We start from the raw sequence: 21,126 nt of genomic DNA on the forward strand, positions 1-21,126 counted from the left end.
TCTTACCTCATTTTACTCGCCCCAAGCTTTTTACGGAACGGCATAAGATTACATATAGAAAAGAGGATACCTCACCCATCGTAAGATACCCTCTTCTTCAACTGCTCAAACCATTCTCTCTCCAGTTTTAAATATCCCAATTCACTCTTCTCAGCGGTCTTCAACTCTTTATCTGCTTTCTTCATATAAATATGGAATGCTTCTATGTCTTGCTCTAAATATTTGATAATTCCTTGCGTACGGTAATACCCATGTAAGTCCAGCCTTGTAATTGCCTTTGCATGATTTTTCGCTTCTTGCAAGTAAAGATTTTCCTGCTGATAAAGTACTCTATATAAAAGATACCAACTATGAAAACTACCAACAAAATACTTATTTTCTTTTGTCACAGGTAACTGCACAATTTTCTCTACATGCACTATCGCTTTTTCCATTCCCTCTTGATCAGCTCGGGCATAAAATACGAGCATAAGTCCGCTCATTATTTCTCTTATACTTTTATCCTCTTTTATTTTTTCTTCACTAATTTCTACTAATCTCTCATCCCAATCTTTCGGCCGTTTGTAGCTTAATAATTCACCCGATACTTGAATATTATATAAATGCCCTCTAGCCCTTTCATCATCTTTAATTAAAATGAGAAATTGCATGCCATCACTCAGGAATGTTCCTTTTATCGGCACTATTGTAACGGCAAAAATCGTAAAGTGTAAAACGGAAAAATATAAAAGATATTGATAATAACTAACCATGTATATGTAACCTGAAGTAATACCGAATAGTACACTTGTAATCGGTCCACCTAAAGTCATCCACGCCCATTTTTTTGAAAGGTTCGGTGTCTCTATAGAAGGTGGCACTAGCATCGCCACGCCTCCAAAGTACCCCCATAATTTATTTTCTCGAATTCGTATTTTTCCTTTCTCATTTTGCACAGTAATAGGTCCTACTACCATAAATTTAAACTTTAAACCGCCTATTAAACCGAATATTACGTGTCCTAACTCATGAATGGCTATCACTAACAATGAAACTCCAACTACTGCCCATATGTTCAACATTGTTTCTAATTTTCCAGTTCGTATTACTCCGTATAAAATGGACAAAACTAGCGCCGCCGTCATGGAACCAGCTGGCCTTCTTAAAATATCCACCTTTTTCTCCCCTTAATAAATCATTTTTCTCTGCATTTCGTACATGAATTTTCCGAGATGCAATATCCAAATAAATGAGATTAAGCCAATTAATACAAAATCGATATCACTAGCCGCTGTATATATAACGGCAGCCCACCATACATATGCCAATATTGTATTCGTAAATTCATATGCTTTATATCCAGCCTCATGCACAATGTGCTTTAATCCTTCATCTGCGTTTTTCGTCCACATTTTCATAGATTCCATATATGTTACACCTTGTTCAGGATATAGCTTATTATAACGATTTTTTGTTATGAGCCCGATAACCACTACAATAGTTAAACAGACAATAGAAGCTACTAAATTCCACACTGCAAATGACACATTTGTATCCTGTAACAGTGCACGTCTACATGTAATAACTGCATATACAAACCATGCCTGCGTAACTATATCACCTACACGTAAATATATACTTATAATGCCTAATTTTCTGCCTTGTACGCTCTCTTCTTCATCGCGTGCCTCCGCTAACATACGTGTATTCTTCCAAGTGTAGTACATCATTAAGATTCCAAAAATAGTACATACACCTATAAATGTATTAGATGATAATTTTCTCGGTTCATTCGAGAGTAAATTTAAAGCTATATAAGATGTTAAAAAGCCACCCATCATACTTAATGCTATTTTCCCCACAAAATCAAATTGTTTTTTTCGTTTACTCTTCATCTTCATCGTCCTCTTCCCCCTCCACCAACATAAATATCTCCTCCACCGGCGCTCCAAAAATTTGTGCGATTTTTAGCGATAACACAATAGATGGTGCATAATCTCCGCGCTCAATTAAACTAATGGTTTGCCGTGATGAGCCAATCGCTTTCCCTAAATCCCCTTGTGATAAACGATGCTTTGCTCGAAATTCCCTCACTCGATTTTGAAGCTTCATGTCTTCCCTCTTTTTCATTTATTTAATTAAAATTGTAAATAATATCCTTTATTTTGTCAATTATTATTGTCATTTTGACTTATATACATGTCAAAAATAAATCTATATTCTCCTAAATATATAACTTAGATAATAAATTTTAATAATCACATACGGAAAAAAATAGGAACGTATTATATACCAGCCACCGGTTACGGTATCGATGGAAAAATAAAAGCAAACTGGAAAATACAATAAAGAAGGCAGTGCTTTTGCACTGCCTACCTAAAATCTGACATAGAATGGATTCCATATTAACTTGCGTTTTGTAAAAATACTCGTTTTAGTTGCTTGCGGAAACGAATGCTTAACGTAATTGCTACAATGACGATGGCTCCGAAAATGATTTTTCCGATATTATCTCCCAGTAATCCAAAAATATCCTGTAAGTTGCCACCTAACCAGTAACCGCCGATTAAGAAGAACGATACCCAGAATAAAGCACCTGAATAAATTGTAATTGCAAAGCGGCGAAACGGTAAGTTAATGATACCTGCAAAGTATCCTGTAAAATGACGTACACCAGGAATGAAGAAGCCAATAAAGATAAGGAAATATCCATATTTATCGAACCACATTCTCGTTAAATCAATTTTTCTTTGTGTTAAAAATACGTACTTCCCGTATTTTTGAACAAAAGGCATACCAAGCTTATTACCTAAAAAGTATTGAATCGTCATTCCTACACTTGTCCCAATAAAGGATAGGATAATTAAAATAGGTAAACTTAGATCACCCTTCTGTGCTAAAAACCCCGCATATGCTAATGTTGGCTCTCCCGGAAACGGAAGTGCAATATATTCTAACAGCAGGCCTACAAGTACTACATAATACCCGTATTGCTGAAATAATTCATGAACCCATTCCATGTCATCTCCCCTTTCATTCACGTGCAACTTGTTACTATTATTGTATAAAAAAATTGTCGAAATAACTATCACAATAGCTTACATTTTTATTACATTTTTGTAAGGCTCATTCTAAAGTTTTTTGTTCTCTATTTACTTATATCTATTAGCATTTAAAAACAAGCTAACAACTATATATCACGCGAAGGAAATCCATTAATATACATTTTTCATCCAGTTTTTAACACTCGAAAACCACCTTATTTTGTTCTCTATAAAAAACCACCACAAACTCATATGAACTTCATATTAGCTTCATATACGTATTGTAAGATTATATCGGAATTTGTTGAAAAATTTAGCTAATATATGACTAAACATTAAACTGAATAAATATAAGTCGCTTTTCGAAATTGAAAAAAGGGTGAATAAGAAATGGAAGCTTATAAAATGCACGATTTTATTAATACGAATGTTGAATCTCATCAAAATGAAACCGTTTTTAATTTACAAATATGTGAAACAAATGAATTTGACGTAAGTTTAACAAAATCTACAACGCTGTCTTTTATCGTTTCAAAAAAGAACATTAAGATCGTCACGAGAAAATGGGTTAATTCAAATCAAGAAAGCATGATTGGCAAAAGCTACATCATTCCAACGAAAGCTTTTCACTATTTCTTACCGATTATTTCTGAAACTGAAGATGAACTAAATATTCGAGTTCAAAGTTTTGGACTACATGGTGAGCTTTTATTAAATGAAAGATTACTTATTGATAAAAACAACAAATGTAATACAAAGATTACTACCTTCTTTGAAACATTAGATGAAAATGTCAATCAAGCATTACGAGGATTACAAATTCATTGTATGTAAGACTACTACAATAAGTAAAAGGAGAATATAATGAAAAAACTATTATTAAGTGCGCTATTATCATTAGGATTTTTAACTCTTCCATTCACTACTGCAGAAGCAGCTACGACGAAAGATCAGCTTATCGTAAACACAAAAATAAATAAAATGGATTATTATCAAGATGGAAAATTCATAAAAAGTTTCACTGTCGCTACTGGAAAAGCAGCAACACCAACACCTAAGGGTACTTTTCAAATCGTAAATAAAATTAAAAACCGTCCTTACTATACAGGAAAAATTAAAGGCGGCGATCCACGTAATCCACTTGGGGACCGCTGGCTCGGATTAAATATGGCAGGAACTTACGGAACAACGTATGCGATTCATGGAACTAACAATAATCAAGCAATCGGGAAAGCAACAACACTTGGTTGTATTCGTATGTTTAACAATGATATTCACTGGTTATTTGAGCGCGTTCAGCAGCAAGCTACTGTCACTGTAAATTAGCCTAAGAACAAGATTTATGTGTAGCCAAGAATTTTATGTCTTGGCTTATTTTATTTATTCATTTACAGTAGCAAAATAACTGTATTTACATATATAATAAAAATAGATTGCATTCAACATCATCGTAACATTGATAAACATGGATATTAAAATTATACAGTTATAATATTTTATAAATTTTACAATACATACTATAATAGAACTACTGTAATTCTGAACTATTCAGTGACACTAAACAATCCCCCTTGCTACTTTCATTACCATTTTATAGCGGGGGCTTATTATATGTATAAACAATCTGAGTCATCCAAAAAATGATGAATTCGAATATTGCAGTAAAAAGCGTTATTTAGGAGGTGTTACTATGACGCATATACTGGTGATTGAAGACAACCCAGATATACAAGAACTTATTCGTGAATTTCTAATGGCACAAAACTTTACTGTTGATGTAGTTGGTGCTGGAACAGAAGGCATTCTTCTTTTCCAAAAAAATTCATACGATCTTGTCCTCCTCGATGTAATGTTACCAGATATAGATGGCTATAGTATTTGTAAAATTATGCGAGGACAATCTGATGTACCAATCATTATGTTAACAGGCTTACATAATGAAGAAAGTGAAATTAAAGGATTTGAGTTAGGTATTGATGACTATATTACAAAACCGTTCCATTACACCGTATTTATAAAACGTGTAGAAGCTGTATTAAGAAGGGCAGCAACAAAGGAAGCAGAAGCTGCAACTATACTACAATTCCATGAATTGATGTTAAATTCTACAGCATATGCCGCTTATGTTCATGGTAATCAAATTGAATTGACTACAAAAGAATTTGAAATTATATATACTTTACTGCAAAATCGGGGAAAAGTACTATCAAGAAGTGATTTGTTGAATAAGGTATGGGGCTATGAACATTATGGTGATGTGAGGGTTATAGATACACATATTAAAAACTTACGAAAAAAATTAGAAATTCCTTATATTAAAACGGTGAAAGGCATTGGCTACAAAATCGAATCGTAGCAAAGACAACATCACCAAAAATATATTCATCAAAACCTTATTATTTTGTATTCTGTTATCACTTTGTCTTTATCAAATTATTTATTTTCTAGCCTCAAATTACGATAAAGATCGTTTGAAAGCTTCTGGAACGCAAACTGCGGAACAAGCGGAATCAGACAAACAAAACGACCAAAGTAAAACAAAGCAAAATAAAGCTGTGTCAGAGAGTAGCATCTCTAATTTTCAATCTTCTCAAATAGACATGAAAACACTCTCTACAGCCATCAATCATCTTTTGCAGCCTAGCCAAACTGCAAAAGCAAAAGAACATGCACAAAATATTCCGGGGAAAAGTAACACAACGTCTTCACTTACAGAAGCGGAAAAGCAAGTTACTAACAATGATGCCTTACATACACAAAATGCAGCAAGTAAAGCAAATGATACACATGATAATCCAAAGTTAACAGATGTGTTGCAGCAGTTAGCTCCACATATTGGGGCGACAATGCTTGCATTATCTCTGCTTGGATCTTTAATCTACGCAAAAATAATCGCCAAACCTTTCCGATATATGAGCGATGCTTTAAAAGATATTATGAATCTTGATTTCTCAGATAAAAAAGCACTGAACAAAAATACAGATCAAACAGATTTTAATTTGCAAGTAGCTGCCTCACAAGTACCTACTATTGTGAAAAATTTACATGAAAGCAATCAAGATTTAAGAAATGAACTCAAGAAGGAACAACAGTTAGAACAATCTCGTAAAGAATTTATGTCTATGATATCCCATGAATTAAAAACACCAATCGCAGCCGTTATGGGACAACTCGATGGCATGATTCACGGAATTGGCGCTTATAAAGATAGAGATAAATATTTAAAACGTTCATATGAGATGATGCAAGATATTAACATATTAACGGAAAAAGTGTCAGAATTATCCAAAATACAAAACCCTCAATTTAAACCAAATTTAAAAGTTATCTCATTAACTAATATTATTGAGGACGTTATAAAGAAAGTAGATTATTTTGTATCTGTAAAACAATTAAATGTTCAATCTAACATTAAACAAGATGTACAAATTTTAGCTGATCCTAAATTTATGCAAACTGCTATTTTTAACATTATTTCAAATGCAATTCATTATACAATTGACCATCAGCATGTATATATAAAACTTTATGAAAAGCCAAACGGTTACGCATTAGAAGTATTAAATACAGGTTCTCAAATTGATGAAGATAAACTTGCCCATTTATTTGAACCATTCTATCGCGCAAATCCTGACAAACATGGCTTAGTACAAGGTAGTGGTCTTGGGTTATATATTGTAAAACAAATATTAGATAAACATCAGTTTCCTTATGGAATACAAAACACACCTCAAGGTGTAAAATGCTCCATTGTATTCCCAAAAGCAATGTAAAACCTACTCTAATTTCATACCCCAAATTCATACTTCGTATGAATGGCGGAATTTTGTAGAGTATCTTACTCTGTTTCGTTCGCCCGTTATCCTTATTTGGATAGCGGGCGTTTTTTATTATTTAAAAGGAGGATTTTTATGGAGAAGTTTAAGTATTCACTACTCGTTTTACTCGGTGCTTGTAGCTACGGCGTACTTTCAACTATTTTTAAACTCGGATTCATCGACGGATTTTCATCACACCAACTACTAGGAGGACAATATGTCTTCGGATGGATTGGACTACTTTTACTCGTTCTTTTCTTTTCACGTCATAAAGTATCAAAAAAACAATTCTTTTCGTTACTAACAGTCGGCACAACAATGAGTATGACAGGTATTTTCTATGCTATTTCTGTAGAAGAACTGCCAGCCTCTATCGCTGTCGTTTTACTCTTTCAGTTCACTTGGATTGGTGTAGTCATCGAAGCGATTGCCAACCGAACATTCCCAAGCCGTGAGAAAGTTATATCTATTATTATTTTATTTACTGGTACATTGTTTGCTGGTGGAGTATTTGAAGGTCTTGGACAAAACTTTTCTACGAAAGGTATTATCTTCGGACTATTAGCTGCCGTCTCTTTCTCATTCTATGTATTTGTAAGCGGGCGCGTTGCTACAGATGTTCCGCCTTATACGAAAAGCTTTCTTATGACAACGAGTGCTACTCTTATTGTATGCTTATTTTTCCCGCCTACCTTTTTAACAGATGGTGCCTTACAAGCAGGCCTATGGAAATATGCTTTCTTCCTTGGACTGTTCGGGGTTATTATACCTGTCATTTGTTTTTCAATTGGGGTACCAAAAGTCGGAACGGGACTTGGTACAATATTAGGTGCAGCTGAATTACCAACAGCAATTATCGCTTCTATTACGCTTGTTCATGAAGTTGTATCGCTAATGCAGTGGATTGGGATTGTGGTTATATTACTCGGTATTTTTACACCGCAACTACTTACTGCTAGGAAAGAAAAAAAACATAATCGTGTGCATAGTGCGTGAAAACATCGCCTTGTATATAACTGTGAATAAAGTTACGATATGTTAAACTTTAATACTACCTTCAAAATAACATATGATATTGCGGCTATTATTCTCGTAATCCTTGCTGTGCTTTTCTTTTTGAAAGATAAGAAAGAGGGTTATACAGCATAACAAAAGACCTTTCATTTATTTGAAAGGTCTTTTCCTTATATTTCACTTTATCGCTCCATATAACTTCTCTACCTCATGTTCAATTTGTTTTACATCGATTCGCTCAAATAATGGCTGCACATTATCAATTCGGTTTGGCAACGTATTTTGAGGTTCCCAATTTACTTTAACACTCGATAATGTATTTCTAACTCTTTCACTTGAAAACGGTAAAAATGGTTCAAGCAGTTGTGCAAAGTTTGCTATCAGGTAAACACAATTATAAATTGTTTCCTCACATGAAACTGGGTCCTCTTCTCTTTGTTTCCAAGGCTGCTTTTCATCAAAGTATTTATTTGCAAAACGTACTGCATCAAATATTGTTTCTAACGCCACCTTAAATTTAGTTTGTTCGATCGTCTCTCCTACACTTTTATATAATCCTTCTACCTTATCTCTCAGCTCTATATTAATATTTGCTTTTGGCACAATACCATCATAATACTTTTCAATGAACTTCAACGTCCGATTCACAAAGTTCCCGTATGCACCTAATAGTTCACTATTATGACTGTAAATGAATTCACGCCATGAAAAATCAGTATCACGATTTTCTGGTGCATTTACTGTTAAAAAGTAACGAATAGAATCTGGATTATAGCGTTCCAATATATCTGGTACCCATACTGCCCAGTTTTTACTTGTCGATAACTTTCTTTTTTCTACCGTTAAATACTCATTCGAAACGATATGACGCGGGATCGCTTCTTCTCCTATTCCAAGTAATACCGCTGGCCAAATGATTGAATGAAACGGAATATTATCCTTACCATGTACATAATATGTTTTCGCATCTCTATCCCAAAACTCTTGATCAGTTTTCTCTGTTTCTTCAGCCCAGTGTTTACTCGCTGAATAATATCCTGTTACCGCTTCAATCCATACGTAAATTTTCTTATCATCATATCCTTCCACCGGAATTGGTACCCCAATTGGTAAATCACGTGACACTGCCCTATCTTGTAATCCTTCCTTTAAATATCTCTCTGTTAATTGAATTGCATTGTCGCGCCATGTTCCTTTCTGCTTTGCAACTTCTACAGCCGCTTTAATTTGTTGTTGAAATTTATGCAATGCAAAATAGAAATGCTCTGTTTCCTGTACCGATGGCGTACTACCACATAACTTACATTTCTTTTCTAACAAATCGAGTGGATCTAAAATAGCGGAACAAGCATCGCATTGATCGCCCCTTGCTGCTTCATGACAATGCGGACAAATACCTTCTACATATCGATCCGGTAAAAATTGCGTACACGTTTCGCAATAAGCTTGTTCAACTACTTTTTTATAAATATAACCTTCTTCTAATAGTCGCAAAAAGACTTTTTGAACAGTTTCATGATGATGCTCACTATCTGTACGTGTATAGCAATCATAAGTAAAACCAAGGCTACGAAAACATCTCTCAAACTCTTCGTGATACTTATCAGCAATTTCTTTCACCGTCACACCTTCTTGTTTTGCTCTAATTGTAATCGGTGTTCCATTGCAATCACTTCCTGAAACATACAACACATGCTCACCTTTCGCCCTATAATAACGTGCTAAAATATCTCCTGGTAACAAACTAGCAATGTGTCCAAGGTGTAACGAACCATTTGCATACGGCCAAGCGCCTCCAATAAAAATACTCATCTTATATTCCTCCTTTAAAATATAAAAAGCCCCGCCCTTATCTTAAAAAAGATAAGGGCGGGGCTTTTTAAACAGTCGCGGTACCACCTTATTTCGTCAGTCATTCTCATAACTAACCTTAACAAGTACGGAGCAATTCATGCTCGTATACTGTGGTTTTGATAACGAGTACCAACTCTCGTCGCCGCCTACTATTATCATTTGATAAGTTCAGGACGAAGCTCAAAGGCCATTGTTCAAATGAATATTCTTGCTTCTTCTCAGCTACCGAAGCTCTCTGGAAAGAATGGTTCCATTCTACTTTTCCTTTTCAACGCTTTTATGTATAAAACGTATTTTACGACTTAACAACAGAAAAATCAAACTTTAATTCAAAAAAGAACAGGAAATTCTACTCACCCACCGAATAACTATACGTTCACAAAAGGAGTGATAAGATTGAATCAAAAGCAACTAAGTACTATTAATGAAAGAAGCTGGAATGCAGCTGCCTATGAAGCTTGGACGAATCGTCACGGCACACCGACAGAATATGCAAAAAAACTCATGCAAGATCCTGTTCATGAAGTATCTTATTATTTACCCTACATACAATCACCAAAAGGAAAGCGTATTATTAATTTACTCGGATCAAAAGGAAATAAAGCAGTTGCTCTTGCTCTTTTAGGAGCCGATGTAACAGTTGTAGACATTTCAGCAAGTAATGCGAAATATGCGAATGAACTAGCAGAAGCTGCTGGAGTCTCTATTCAATATATCATTTCCGATGTACTAGATTTAAATCTATCCCAATCATTTGATATCGTGTTACTGGAACTTGGCGTGCTCCATTACTTTTTAGACTTAAAGCCACTCTTTCATATAATCTCTCACTTACTAAAACAAGATGGGACATTTATACTGCGTGACTATCATCCCGTTTATACAAAATTATTAGGAGTAGATCATCCATCATTTCGAGCAAATGGAAATTATTTCGATGAGGAACTTATTGAAGATGACGTAGCTTATAGTACTCTCCTTACGGAATCACAGAAATACGCTTTACCGAGAACAAAAATTAGGCGCTGGACACTAGGAGAAGTAATTACAGCAATGGCAGAAACAAATTTCAAGGTTGAAAAATTGATTGAAGAACACGGATCTCATCAAAAGTGGGTCTTCCCTTCTACTGCACCCGAAGGAATTGAAGAGCGTATACCCGCTCTATATACATTAATTGCGACAACATGCAAAAAAGGATCCCTTCACGGATAGGATCCTTTTTTGCATGCTTACGCATATAAGTTGAGGTTGGAGATTACCATAATTCTGTAGAATAGGACACAAGATATTTCAACATTCGTCTCTGACTTACGTCGTCAAAAAGGGGTATGACCAACATAACGAAGAGTAATGTTCAGTTGATAGTGATAATCGTTATCAACTAATTAGAAGTATACAGGATGTCATTTCAAATTACAATAGCCTTTCTGGTTTTTATTTATGAATTTTTTGATATACAAATGTATACATTTTAAGAACATTTACTCATATCAATTTGCCTCCTTCCATTATCTGCTATAATTTTCACTGAACAGATTAATAACTTCATAATAATGTTTTTATTAATTTCGTTTACATATTTATAAATCATAATAAACAGTTTCTTAAAAAAGGTAGGGGTAACGATGAAATATATTAGTATTCGAAAAAAACTTCTGTTCACACTCTTAAGCATTTCTTCTTTATTTAGCATTGCTCTTATTGTTATTCTTTCGTTCGCCATGAGCCAAGCAAGTGAAATCGAAACATTAAAAAATGATGTATCGAAAAGAGCAACCATTTTAAAAGAACGCGGTGATTGGTTCCAGGCGCAAGTTGCTGGCTTACAAGAATATTTACTATCGCACGATCAAAAAGGATTAGATAAATTCAACCGGGAAGGAAAGAAATTAGCTGATACAAGAGAAAAAGTAACGAGTGATAAAAAACTCCCTGAAGGAATGAAAGAGGCCATTTTAATGGGCGCGAAATGGCGAAGCGTCATAGACAATGAGGTTCTCCCCCTTGCAAGTGAAGGGAAATGGGACGAAGCATCCAAAATCGCTTTAGCTCAAACAGATTACGTAAATGACCTTTTAAGTCGATTTACTAAATATACAAATGAAGAGAATGAAAAACGTGATACATTAATTGCTGAAGTTCAATCTTCTTCATCTCTTATCCAATATATTATTTTCTTCTCACTCATTACATGCACACTAACTTCTATTTTATTAGCATGGTGGTTCTCTGGTAAACTCGTTAAACCTATTCGACAAATTGATGCGAAATTAAAAGAATTAGCTTCTCAAGATGGTGATTTGACTGCTAGATTGAATGTAACTAGTAAAGATGAAATCGGTGATATTGCACATTCCTTTAATCAAATGCTCGCTAACTTACAACGTATAATAAAGCAAGTTCAACAAACATCAACAAGTGTAAAAGAAGCTTCAGAAAATATGTTTATCGAAACAACTGCATCTATGGACACTACCGCACAAATCCAAGAGACTATGAATGCTCTTGATCATAATATTCGTTCACAAGTGTCTAGCATCGAAGAAAGCTCAACGGCAATGGATGATATGGCAACAAGTGTTCAGCGCATTGCAGAATCTGCCTCTTCTGTTGCTAGCTTAGCTGTTACAACTTCAGAAAAAGCAGATGATGGTAGTAAAGTAATTGAAAAATCTATTACACAGATGAATACAATCAATGACGCTGTTAACGCTACATCGCAAGTGGTAGAGCGACTCATTACACATACAAACCATATTGATACTGCTCTTCAATCCATTTCTAACGTTGCAGAACAAACGAATCTACTTGCTTTAAACGCTTCTATTGAAGCCGCCCGCGCTGGTGAACATGGTAAAGGATTTGCTGTTGTCGCTGATGAAGTTCGTAAACTTGCAGAACAATCTAAACTAGCTGCAACCGAGATCAACCATTTACTTCATCAAATTCAAGAGGACACAAAAATAGCTAATGAAATGATGACACAAGGTCAATCAGAAGCTTCACAAGGAATCACAGTCATTCGTACTGCTGGCTCTTCATTCTCAGCAATTGTTAACCACATTAATAAAGTCTCTACACAGATGCAAGAAATGTCTGCAACCGCTGAAGAAATGGCCGCAAGTTCTGAGGAAATGAATGCAGCTTTAAATAATATCTCCTCTATTTCAAACGAAGTTGCCGCTGAAACATCCCAGACAGCACATTCAGCTGGTGATCAAGTAAATGTAATGAAAGACATTGCTACAAAGTCATCAGAAATGAAAATTGCAGTACAAGAACTCGAAGTTCTCGTTTCTCATTTCAAAACAAATGCATAAAAGTAAAAAAGAGGGATTTGTTTTTTTAGCCCCTCTTTTTTACTTTAAAATATATCTTTCTCTGTCCCACTCTGTCTGCTATAATTCCTAAAGGAAATAAGAAAGCTTTATTCCAACTTTAAATAGGAATAAGGCTTTCTTTTAAATTGTTATATAAAATAATCCTAATACTCAATTTTACAAAGGAGGTTTTTCAATCATATGAATTTTATTAGCATTCGAAAAAAATTAATGTTCATGATGGGAACGATTTGCGCTTTATTTGGCATCGCCTTAGCTTTTATTCTATTCTTCGCTATTGATCAGTCTCGTAAAGCTGAAGCATTACAAAAAGAAATTTCTCCTCTTGCAACAGAATTGAAAGAGCGTGGAGATGCTTATCAAGTACAGCTCTCTGCTTTAAGAGGTTATTTACTACAACATGATCAGGCCGAATTAGACAAATTTCACGAAATGAGTAAACGTCTTGAGGATTCAAAAGATAAGCTTCTTTCTAATCCTAATATTTCTCAGCCAGTAAAAGATACAATGCAATTAGGCTCTACATGGAGACAATTTATTGATGATAAAGTTGTTACTCTTGCGAAAGAACAAAAATGGGAAGAAGCATTACAAGTTGCTTCTAAAGAAAATGGTACGGTTTATAAAGTTATTGGTGATTTTACAAACTATAGTAACGAACAAGCTAAGTTACGTGAACAATCCATTGAAAAAATTGATCAATCTTCACTGCTAATTGAATACGTTGTATTCTTATCACTTGTTATATGTATTGTCGTTGCAATTATTCTTGCGTGGTGGTTCTCTGGCAAGCTTGTTAAACCAATTGAACAAATTGATACGAAATTAAAAGAATTAGCTTCTCAAGAAGGTGATTTAACAGCACGCCTACAAGTAAATAGCAATGATGAAATCGGTGCTATTGCCACATCATTTAATAACATGTTAGAAAACTTGCAGCATATCATTAATCGGGTTCAAAAAACTTCTGTGGAAGTACAAAATGCTTCTGAAAATATGTTAGAAAAAACTAACACATCACGTGATGCGACAATAAAGGTTCAAAGCTCGATGTCCAATTTAAATGCAAGCATTCAATCGCAAACTTCTAGTATGGAAGAAAGCTCGACTGCAATGGATGATATGGCAATAAGTGTTCAGCGTATTGCAGAATCAGCTTCGTCTGTAGCTGAACTCGCTGTAGCTACATATGAACATGCTAACGACGGAAGTACTGTAATCCAAAAATCCATTTCACAAATGACAACGATACACGAAGCTGTGAATGCTACATCCGAAGTAGTCGAACGTCTAATCACCCATACAAAATATATTGATACAGCTGTACAATCTATTTCTAATATTGCTGAACAAACAAATCTACTTGCTTTAAATGCTTCTATTGAAGCTGCTCGTGCCGGTGAACAAGGAAAAGGATTTGCTGTCGTAGCTGATGAAGTTCGTAAACTTGCTGAACAATCAAAAACAGCTGCAACAGATATTAACCAATTGCTGCACCAAATTCAAAATGATACTGAAACTGCTAGCTCTATGATGTCTCAAGGGCGTTCTGAAGCATTTGAAGGTATTAACGTCATTCGTGAAGCAGGCTCTTCCTTCACAACAATTGTTGGACAAGTGAATAAGGTGTCTACCCAAATTCAAGACATATCAGCAACTGCTGAAGAAATGGCTGCAAGTGCTGAAGAAATGAATGCTTCACTCAATAGCATCACTTCAATTTCTAATGAAGTTTCAAGTGAGACTGCCGTAACAGCACAATCCGCTGCACAGAAAGTTATTGTTATGAATGAAATGACCCTAACTGCAAAACAAATGAAACAAACGGTTGAAGAATTAGATCAGCTTGTATCTCATTTTAAAACTGAATAGCTTTTCAAAAAATATTCCTCCCTCAAGAGGAATATTTTTTTGAGCTCATTTCCTGCACTTTATACGTATATCCGTTATAATGAGAATCGATATCATTAATATGTAGGGGGTGCTACACATGTCACAACAAGCATTTGAAGAAAAGTTATATGCAAACTTAGAAGCTGTTATTGACCCTGAGCTAGGTGTTGATATTATCAATCTTGGATTAGTTTATGACGTTACAGCAGATGACAATAATAATGCTGTCATTACAATGACAATGACTTCTATCGGTTGTCCAATGGCTGGCCAAATCGTATCCGACGTTAAAAAAGTATTATCAACGAACGTACCTGAAGTAAATGAAATAGAAGTAAATGTTGTATGGAATCCACCGTGGACGAAAGAACGTATGTCACGCATGGCAAAAATCGCATTAGGTATTCGTGACTAAATAAGGAAAAGACCTGACAATCCAGTCAGGTCTTTTTTCTCTTATTATTTTACTCCTACAGCGTCATAAGCTTTCGTTACAGCTTGTACAGCTTTAGAGTTTTTACCATATAAATCTTCTGCTGATTGAAGTGCAGCTTGACGCATCATTTTAAAGTCAGAGTTTGCAGTTAAATATTTTGTAAGAGCACGATAGTAAATTTTTTCTGTTGCTTCACGGCCCACTCCAGTTACTTTCACATTGTAATGCGTGCCGCCCTCAGACACTAAATACGCCGCCTTATTGTTAATACTACTGTTAATATGAACGCCGCCATTATCAGCTGTTCCAGTATAACGTTTATTATAGTGATCTGGGTAACCTTCACCTGGTTTTAATGGGTTTGGAATAGATGCTGGATCCTTTAGAGAACGAAGTGCATCTCCAGGTTTACCAGGTGTATAAATATCAGCACCTAAATCCCAGCTCTTCTTCTCAACCATGACACCCATGATATCAGATAACGATTCATTTAACGCTCCTGATTCATTTTTATATACAAGGTTTGCTGTATGTTCAGTTACAGCATGCGTTAATTCGTGGCCAATAACATCTAGCCCTGCTGATAATGGAATAAATGTCTTACCATCTCCATCACCATACATCATTTGCACACCGTTCCACGCTGCGTTATTCCAAGATTCACCTACGTGAACAGCAGAAATAAGTTTTGCACCTTTATCATCGAAAGAGTTACGGTTAAATGTCTTTTTATAATAATCATATACTTTTCCTGCATTCACATGCGCATCAACTGCCGCTTTATCTTCGAAGAACTTAGATTTACTTGCAATTTCTTCTCCTGTATATCCAAGAATTTGTGAGAATAAATTAAACCAGTCTTCGTTCATATTCTCTGCATCAAATGTATGGACACCTTGCCCTCGTGTACCATCAAATAAGTTGAACGCTCCTGTTTTCGTATCTTGAGCAATTTCAAATGATTGTCTAGCGCCTAATACTCCGTAACCAAATCCAGTAATTTGATCTACAGCATTATATTTCTCAATAACATTCCCATTTGTTGCATCTACAAAATAATGCCAATATCCTGGAGCTGGTTTTGAAACCGATGCTTTTACAAGATATGCAAGATAGTATTGACCATCCTTTTCATACACATATAAATCTTTTTTCACACCATCATAATTCTTTACTTTACCAATTTCTTTCTCAATATTAGCTTTTGCAATCGTTTCCGCTTGTTCCGCACTAATACTTGCAGATGCAGGAATATTTTTATTATCTAAATTTGGAATAACTTGTCCGAAAAATGCTTTTACATTATTCTCTTTATCAAGCGTAACTGTTTGATCTGAACCATACACAGGAATGTTATTATGCTTCTCAACTAACTTCACATGTGTTGTACCAGACTCAGCATCTTTTTCTTCACCAACGATATTGAAATGTTTTTCAATATTTCCTGCTAGTTTAAACATATCCTTTTTACTCTCTAAATATTGAAAGACCGTCTCTTTTTTATCTAGTCCTTCCGGCGCTTTCCATTCTTCACCTATGTAAGCTGGTGTTTTAAACTCTTGGTGATACTGGACTTTTTGCTCTTCTGCTTTCGTCGTAGTTGCTCCAAATGCCCCAAACCCACTTGCGATAACAGTTAATGCTAATGCTGATGAAATTACTTGCTTTTTCAATCTAACACTCCCCATTCCCCTAAAAGTTTTTAACACCTTTATAAATATTCTGAATAATCTTCCCAATACCTGCTCTCAAAAATTGAGAAAGTTTTTTCTGATAATTAAACTCACCAAAAAGAGGACATCGAAAAACGATGTCCTCTTTCCTATAACTTTTCATTCCGCTATTTATATACTGAACAACCCACTGATTAAAGCTTCACTTTATTGCATTTTCATTTCAATTGCTAAATAGTGAGATTTTTCTTTCGCTTGAATGCGAATATCTTCTTCTACAGCCTCCGCTGCATCACGCATTACAAGTGTTTCACCGTTTACAACGCTACTACCTTCAATTTGTACAAGGTATAATTGACGCCCTTCTTGAACAGGAAAATGAATCTCTTTACCAGCCTCTAATGATAAAGAATATAAATTTGCATCTTGGTGAATATGAATTGGTGCATCTCCATCAGAAGGAGATACCATATGGAACCACTCATTTTCACGTTTACTCCAATCAAATTTAAACTCACCATAGTTCGGTTTATGACCATCGCGGTCTGGTAAAATCCAAATTTGCAATAGACGTAATGTTTCACTTCCTAAGTTATGCTCACTGTGAAATACACCAGTACCTGCACTCATATATTGAACATGCCCACGCTCAATTGTCCCGCGGTTCCCCATACTATCTTCATGTGTTAATTCACCATCTATAACGTAAGAGATAATCTCCATATCACGGTGCGGATGCATATCAAAACCAGTTTGTGCCGCTATTAAATCATCATTCATAACACGTACTGCTCCAAAATTCATGTTGTTTGGATTATAATAATTTGCAAAAGAAAAATGAAAATGTGTATTTAACCAACCGTGATTTGCTCTTCCCATATTTTTATGATCAACTTTTCTAAACATACCCTTCACCTCATATTATCTCGAAATCGAGATAATTATTTTTAATTTTATTACTGCAACTTCTTCAGTAATTCTAATAATTGTTTTTGTTCTTCTCTATTTAACTTATCAAATTGCTCTTTTTGGAATGTTTCTTGCGGCGGGACTATTTCTTCATATAGAACCTTTCCCTTTTCTGTTAATGAAATATATTTCGTCGTACCTTCTTGTTCACGCTGAATCCAATCTAGTTGCTCCATCTTATTTAAAAGTTGAGTAACATTTCCTTTCGTAACAAACAACTTATTTCCAAGTTCTTGCTGCGTTAAACGATCGTGTCCTCCAATTTGAACTAATACATCAAACTGAGCGGCAGATACATTCCACTTTTTCAAATGCTGATTCGTCTCACGAATACTTCTATTATAAAAGCGTGATAAACGAAACCATAATAGTAATCCAAGTCTTTCCTCTGCTTTCATTCCATCACCTCGCTCATTTGATACTATTAGTTTAGAACTAAACTTAATAAAGGTCAACTACTTATTTTTAATTAGCAACAAATAAAAGCACAGTGATTTTCCTCCACTATGCTTCAGATTAAATTTCTATTTTTGTATTCATCTAGCTTCCTCTCCGCGAAATGCCTCGCATCTTTCTCAATCCATCTTTCTTCGTATAGTTCATTTCCAACATATAGTACATCGTCCTTATGCTGCATCGCATGCCTGAATTCATGCAATAGCGTTTTGAGCACTTGCTCATACTCTTCCCACATACAAACGAAAATTAATTGTTTTTCTTTATGATAAAAACCACCTACCGGGAATAAAAACTCCTCTTCTTCTTCTCCTAATGATAAAAGTACATGATTCGCATCACACGTATCACAAAAAATAACTGGCGTTGCACTTACTTCAATAAGAGAAAACAAATCATTTCTTAACTTTTTGACATCCCAAGGAAGCTCCGAATCCAACACATACCAATTCTCAACTTGTTGATATACATTTTGAAACTGGAGTTCCATTTCTCTATAATCCCCTTTCCAAACTCCCTTTTCCTATATGTATGCCACAATATGGAAAATATTAAACATATCCTTCTCTAACAAATAACAACCAGTTATTAATTTCCCATAAAAAAAGGAATCTATTAAACTATAGATTCCTTCACGATAATGCTTTATCCCGCTATTTGTGGGCAGTAAAACTCCCACCTCAAAATTCGGCTGGAGCAAAGAAGTTAGGTGGGAGATCAACTGCCCGTAAACGCCCGATTGGTGAAGGCTAATAATCAGTGGGGGATGAACACCCCCCCACTGATTATAGTTTCACTTTATATAAAATCTGACTTTACACGTCAATTGTTTAAAATTTAGCTATTTTTCGTATCCCACTTAAAGATTTTATTTAAAAATTTATATACATTCTTTGACTCTTTCGTTAGAAGCGGACCTAAAATGGAAAGTATAAGCACATATAGTGCTGAGAATGGTTTCAATACCGACATTAAACCACCCGCGATACCGATATTAGCCATAATGATTGAGAATTCTCCCCTTGAAACGATTGTCAATCCAATATTTGTTGATGCTTTATGAGATAATCCAGCTTGTCGTCCTGCAATCATCCCTGCTACAAAGTTTCCGATTATCGTCAGAAGTACAGCACCTAACGTTAACCATATTGCTCCGCCCAATGAGAACGGGTCTATACTTAATCCGAAACTGAAGAAGAAGATAGCTCCGAAAAAGTCTCTAAATGGAACAACAAGATGCTCAATTCGATCACTATGCTCTGTCTCTGAGAAAACTAACCCTAAAAGAAGTGCCCCGATTGCTTCTGCAACGTGAATTGTTTCTGAAAAACCAGCAATGAAGAACAACGAAGCAAATACTACAATAATAAAGATTTCATCAGAACTAATATTCAACAATTTATTTAATAATGGCGTAGCCTTTCTAGCTACTACAAAGAATAGAAGCATATATCCTAAAGCAATTCCAATTGAAGTGAGAGCACCTAAGAATGAAGCGTGATCCCCAAGGACTAAGCCAGAAACTACTGATAAATATACAGCAAGGAATATATCTTCAAACATAATAATCCCTAAAATTAATTCGGTCTCATTATTACCAGTTCTTCTTAAATCAACTAACACTTTTGCAACGATAGCACTAGAAGAAATCGTAATAATACCCGCAATAATTAAGATTTCGAGTAACGGGAATCCCATTATAAATCCGTATAATAATCCTAGTGAAAAGTTAATCAAAATATAGATTGTTCCGCCAATCGCGATAGAACGTCCAGATTTAATTAGTTTTTTCATCGAAAACTCTAATCCCAGATAGAAAAGAAGGAACAGAACGCCAATCCTTCCAAGGAAGGATATCACACTTGCACTTTCAATAAACTTGAGATTGATAACACCTATTGTCGGCGCGTGTGGTCCTACTAACATGCCAAGAACGATTAGAAAAGGAATTACTGAGAATTTAAACTTCCCAGCAATTACCGCCGCAATTGCTACTAAAACTAAAGCTGTACCAACTTCAAAAATTAAAGTATCCATCTAGTCAGTCCCCCTATTCGAAAGTAATTCATTAATAATTTTTTTAATTTCTTCTCTCTCACCTGAAACTACAAGCATATCTCCTTCTTCAATCACCGTTTCTGGCCCTGGATTAAATAGCTTTTTCATATTCTTTTTCATAACTGCAATTATCGTTACGCTATATGTTTTTCTTATTTCAAGACCACCAATTGTTTTTCCGATTGCTGGAGCTGCATTCTCCACTTTGAACCACTCAATCGCTAAACCTTCAAAGACCATCTCAACATTTTCTAATGCCCGAGGTTTATATACCATCCCGCCTAATATTGCTGCAATTTGTCTTGCCTCTGAGTCACGCAATGAAATACTTGAGATGCTTTCTTCATGGTCTGTATCAAAATGATACATTTCTCTACGCCCATCATCATGAATGACAATCACCATTTTTTCGTTACCTTTCGTAACGATTTGAAACTTATAACCAATACCTGGAAGTTCACTTTCTCTAATATTCATATTTAGCTCCTCTTTAACGGATTTTTATTTAAATTTTCTGTTTTTCTGTCTTTTATTCATCCAATCAGTTTTAGAAATTCTAACCAGTCAGGATATCTGTGATTTGGAAAT

20 protein-coding genes and 1 other annotated feature are annotated in these 21,126 nt (G+C 35.1%); of the genes, 9 read left to right on the forward strand and 11 right to left on the reverse strand.

What is annotated here, in order from left to right; all coding sequences use genetic code 11:
• Positions 1-71: 71 nt before the first annotated feature.
• The 4 genes from MKX77_RS24545 to MKX77_RS24560 form a co-directional block, all read right to left on the reverse strand.
• Entirely contained in the window at positions 72-1,124 is a 1,053-nt protein-coding gene (locus tag MKX77_RS24545; protein ID WP_341308249.1) for a hypothetical protein, read from the reverse strand.
• Positions 1,125-1,166: 42 nt separating this feature from the next.
• A complete protein-coding gene (locus MKX77_RS24550) occupies positions 1,167-1,874 on the reverse strand; it encodes a DUF3169 family protein (protein WP_033713416.1) in 708 nt (235 codons plus the stop codon).
• Positions 1,864-2,109 carry a helix-turn-helix transcriptional regulator gene (locus tag MKX77_RS24555; protein ID WP_002067963.1) on the reverse strand — a complete coding sequence of 82 codons (246 nt, stop codon included), beginning with the start codon at positions 2,107-2,109 and terminating at the stop codon, positions 1,864-1,866. The genes MKX77_RS24550 and MKX77_RS24555 overlap by 11 nt, the downstream gene beginning before the upstream one ends.
• A 275-nt stretch (positions 2,110-2,384) precedes the next feature.
• On the reverse strand, positions 2,385-2,999 hold the full coding sequence (locus tag MKX77_RS24560; protein WP_341308045.1) for a DedA family protein: 615 nt from the start codon (positions 2,997-2,999) through the stop codon (positions 2,385-2,387).
• Between the two features lie 414 nt (positions 3,000-3,413).
• On the opposite strand from MKX77_RS24560, the gene MKX77_RS24565 reads away from it, so the two are divergent.
• The 5 genes from MKX77_RS24565 to MKX77_RS24585 all read left to right on the forward strand — a co-directional run bounded on the left by MKX77_RS24565 (position 3,414) and on the right by MKX77_RS24585 (position 7,837).
• Positions 3,414-3,857, forward strand: coding sequence for a DUF3978 family protein (locus tag MKX77_RS24565; protein WP_002034632.1), 444 nt, complete (start codon positions 3,414-3,416; stop codon positions 3,855-3,857).
• A 30-nt stretch (positions 3,858-3,887) separates the two neighbouring features.
• Positions 3,888-4,349 carry a L,D-transpeptidase gene (locus tag MKX77_RS24570; RefSeq protein ID WP_002015973.1) on the forward strand — a complete coding sequence of 154 codons (462 nt, stop codon included), beginning with the start codon at positions 3,888-3,890 and terminating at the stop codon, positions 4,347-4,349.
• A 364-nt stretch (positions 4,350-4,713) separates the two neighbouring features.
• Positions 4,714-5,379, forward strand: a complete 666-nt coding sequence (locus MKX77_RS24575; protein WP_000148832.1) for a response regulator transcription factor — start codon at positions 4,714-4,716, stop codon at positions 5,377-5,379.
• Positions 5,357-6,796 carry a sensor histidine kinase gene (locus tag MKX77_RS24580; protein ID WP_341308046.1) on the forward strand — a complete coding sequence of 480 codons (1,440 nt, stop codon included), beginning with the start codon at positions 5,357-5,359 and terminating at the stop codon, positions 6,794-6,796. Before MKX77_RS24575 ends, MKX77_RS24580 begins: the two co-directional genes overlap by 23 nt.
• Positions 6,797-6,934: 138 nt before the next feature.
• Positions 6,935-7,837, forward strand: coding sequence for an EamA family transporter (locus MKX77_RS24585; protein WP_341308047.1), 903 nt, complete (start codon positions 6,935-6,937; stop codon positions 7,835-7,837).
• A gap of 195 nt (positions 7,838-8,032) precedes the next feature.
• Here the strand turns inward: MKX77_RS24585 and metG are convergent, their stop codons facing one another.
• Positions 8,033-9,667: a methionine--tRNA ligase gene (metG, locus tag MKX77_RS24590; protein ID WP_341308048.1), complete on the reverse strand. Its 1,635-nt coding sequence runs from the start codon at positions 9,665-9,667 to the stop codon at positions 8,033-8,035.
• Positions 9,668-9,717: 50 nt separating this feature from the next.
• Positions 9,718-9,990: a binding site (T-box leader), on the reverse strand.
• A 115-nt stretch (positions 9,991-10,105) separates the two neighbouring features.
• Here metG and MKX77_RS24595 point away from each other — a divergent pair.
• The 4 genes from MKX77_RS24595 (at position 10,106) to MKX77_RS24610 (ending at position 15,361) form a co-directional block, all read left to right on the forward strand.
• Entirely contained in the window at positions 10,106-10,924 is an 819-nt protein-coding gene (locus MKX77_RS24595) for a class I SAM-dependent methyltransferase (protein WP_341308049.1), read from the forward strand.
• Between the two features lie 413 nt (positions 10,925-11,337).
• Entirely contained in the window at positions 11,338-13,032 is a 1,695-nt protein-coding gene (locus MKX77_RS24600; RefSeq protein WP_341308050.1) for a methyl-accepting chemotaxis protein, read from the forward strand.
• Positions 13,033-13,233: 201 nt separating this feature from the next.
• Positions 13,234-14,925 carry a methyl-accepting chemotaxis protein gene (locus tag MKX77_RS24605; RefSeq protein WP_341308051.1) on the forward strand — a complete coding sequence of 564 codons (1,692 nt, stop codon included), beginning with the start codon at positions 13,234-13,236 and terminating at the stop codon, positions 14,923-14,925.
• Positions 14,926-15,043: 118 nt separating this feature from the next.
• Entirely contained in the window at positions 15,044-15,361 is a 318-nt protein-coding gene (locus MKX77_RS24610; protein ID WP_215554654.1) for a metal-sulfur cluster assembly factor, read from the forward strand.
• 44 nt (positions 15,362-15,405) lie between these two features.
• On the opposite strand, the gene MKX77_RS24615 is transcribed toward MKX77_RS24610, so the two are convergent.
• The 6 genes from MKX77_RS24615 to MKX77_RS24640 all read right to left on the reverse strand — a co-directional run bounded on the left by MKX77_RS24615 (position 15,406) and on the right by MKX77_RS24640 (position 21,015).
• Positions 15,406-17,055 (reverse strand): M4 family metallopeptidase, encoded by a 1,650-nt coding sequence (locus tag MKX77_RS24615; protein ID WP_341308052.1) that lies wholly within the window; start codon positions 17,053-17,055, stop codon positions 15,406-15,408.
• Positions 17,056-17,262: 207 nt separating this feature from the next.
• Positions 17,263-17,961 carry a pirin family protein gene (locus MKX77_RS24620; RefSeq protein ID WP_002112731.1) on the reverse strand — a complete coding sequence of 233 codons (699 nt, stop codon included), beginning with the start codon at positions 17,959-17,961 and terminating at the stop codon, positions 17,263-17,265.
• A 50-nt stretch (positions 17,962-18,011) separates the two neighbouring features.
• Positions 18,012-18,422, reverse strand: a complete 411-nt coding sequence (locus MKX77_RS24625; RefSeq protein WP_002159955.1) for a MarR family winged helix-turn-helix transcriptional regulator — start codon at positions 18,420-18,422, stop codon at positions 18,012-18,014.
• A 113-nt stretch (positions 18,423-18,535) separates the two neighbouring features.
• Entirely contained in the window at positions 18,536-18,970 is a 435-nt protein-coding gene (locus tag MKX77_RS24630) for a DUF3920 family protein (protein WP_002015986.1), read from the reverse strand.
• Positions 18,971-19,317: 347 nt separating this feature from the next.
• On the reverse strand, positions 19,318-20,517 hold the full coding sequence (locus tag MKX77_RS24635; protein ID WP_341308053.1) for a cation:proton antiporter: 1,200 nt from the start codon (positions 20,515-20,517) through the stop codon (positions 19,318-19,320).
• On the reverse strand, positions 20,518-21,015 hold the full coding sequence (locus MKX77_RS24640; protein ID WP_341308054.1) for a cation:proton antiporter regulatory subunit: 498 nt from the start codon (positions 21,013-21,015) through the stop codon (positions 20,518-20,520).
• Positions 21,016-21,126 lie beyond the last annotated feature (111 nt).

This window comes from Bacillus sp. FSL R9-9410 (genome assembly GCF_038050385.1).
Lineage (GTDB): Bacteria > Bacillota > Bacilli > Bacillales > Bacillaceae_G > Bacillus_A > Bacillus_A cereus_U.

Bases quoted from the DNA above. Each gene is read 5' to 3' on its own strand.
- MKX77_RS24555 (WP_002067963.1), bottom strand. From the start codon at position 2,109: ATGAAAAAGAGGGAAGACATGAAGCTTCAAAATCGAGTGAGGGAATTT.
- MKX77_RS24585 (WP_341308047.1), top strand. From the start codon at position 6,935: ATGGAGAAGTTTAAGTATTCACTACTCGTTTTACTCGGTGCTTGTAGC.
- MKX77_RS24545 (WP_341308249.1), bottom strand. From the start codon at position 1,124: ATGACGGCGGCGCTAGTTTTGTCCATTTTATACGGAGTAATACGAACT.
- MKX77_RS24605 (WP_341308051.1), top strand. From the start codon at position 13,234: ATGAATTTTATTAGCATTCGAAAAAAATTAATGTTCATGATGGGAACG.
- MKX77_RS24610 (WP_215554654.1), top strand. From the start codon at position 15,044: ATGTCACAACAAGCATTTGAAGAAAAGTTATATGCAAACTTAGAAGCT.
- MKX77_RS24565 (WP_002034632.1), top strand. From the start codon at position 3,414: ATGGAAGCTTATAAAATGCACGATTTTATTAATACGAATGTTGAATCT.
- MKX77_RS24560 (WP_341308045.1), bottom strand. From the start codon at position 2,999: ATGGAATGGGTTCATGAATTATTTCAGCAATACGGGTATTATGTAGTA.
- metG (WP_341308048.1), bottom strand. From the start codon at position 9,667: ATGAGTATTTTTATTGGAGGCGCTTGGCCGTATGCAAATGGTTCGTTA.
- MKX77_RS24625 (WP_002159955.1), bottom strand. From the start codon at position 18,422: ATGAAAGCAGAGGAAAGACTTGGATTACTATTATGGTTTCGTTTATCA.
- MKX77_RS24620 (WP_002112731.1), bottom strand. From the start codon at position 17,961: ATGTTTAGAAAAGTTGATCATAAAAATATGGGAAGAGCAAATCACGGT.
- MKX77_RS24570 (WP_002015973.1), top strand. From the start codon at position 3,888: ATGAAAAAACTATTATTAAGTGCGCTATTATCATTAGGATTTTTAACT.
- MKX77_RS24635 (WP_341308053.1), bottom strand. From the start codon at position 20,517: ATGGATACTTTAATTTTTGAAGTTGGTACAGCTTTAGTTTTAGTAGCA.
- MKX77_RS24575 (WP_000148832.1), top strand. From the start codon at position 4,714: ATGACGCATATACTGGTGATTGAAGACAACCCAGATATACAAGAACTT.
- MKX77_RS24640 (WP_341308054.1), bottom strand. From the start codon at position 21,015: ATGAATATTAGAGAAAGTGAACTTCCAGGTATTGGTTATAAGTTTCAA.
- MKX77_RS24550 (WP_033713416.1), bottom strand. From the start codon at position 1,874: ATGAAGAGTAAACGAAAAAAACAATTTGATTTTGTGGGGAAAATAGCA.
- MKX77_RS24600 (WP_341308050.1), top strand. From the start codon at position 11,338: ATGAAATATATTAGTATTCGAAAAAAACTTCTGTTCACACTCTTAAGC.
- MKX77_RS24630 (WP_002015986.1), bottom strand. From the start codon at position 18,970: ATGGAACTCCAGTTTCAAAATGTATATCAACAAGTTGAGAATTGGTAT.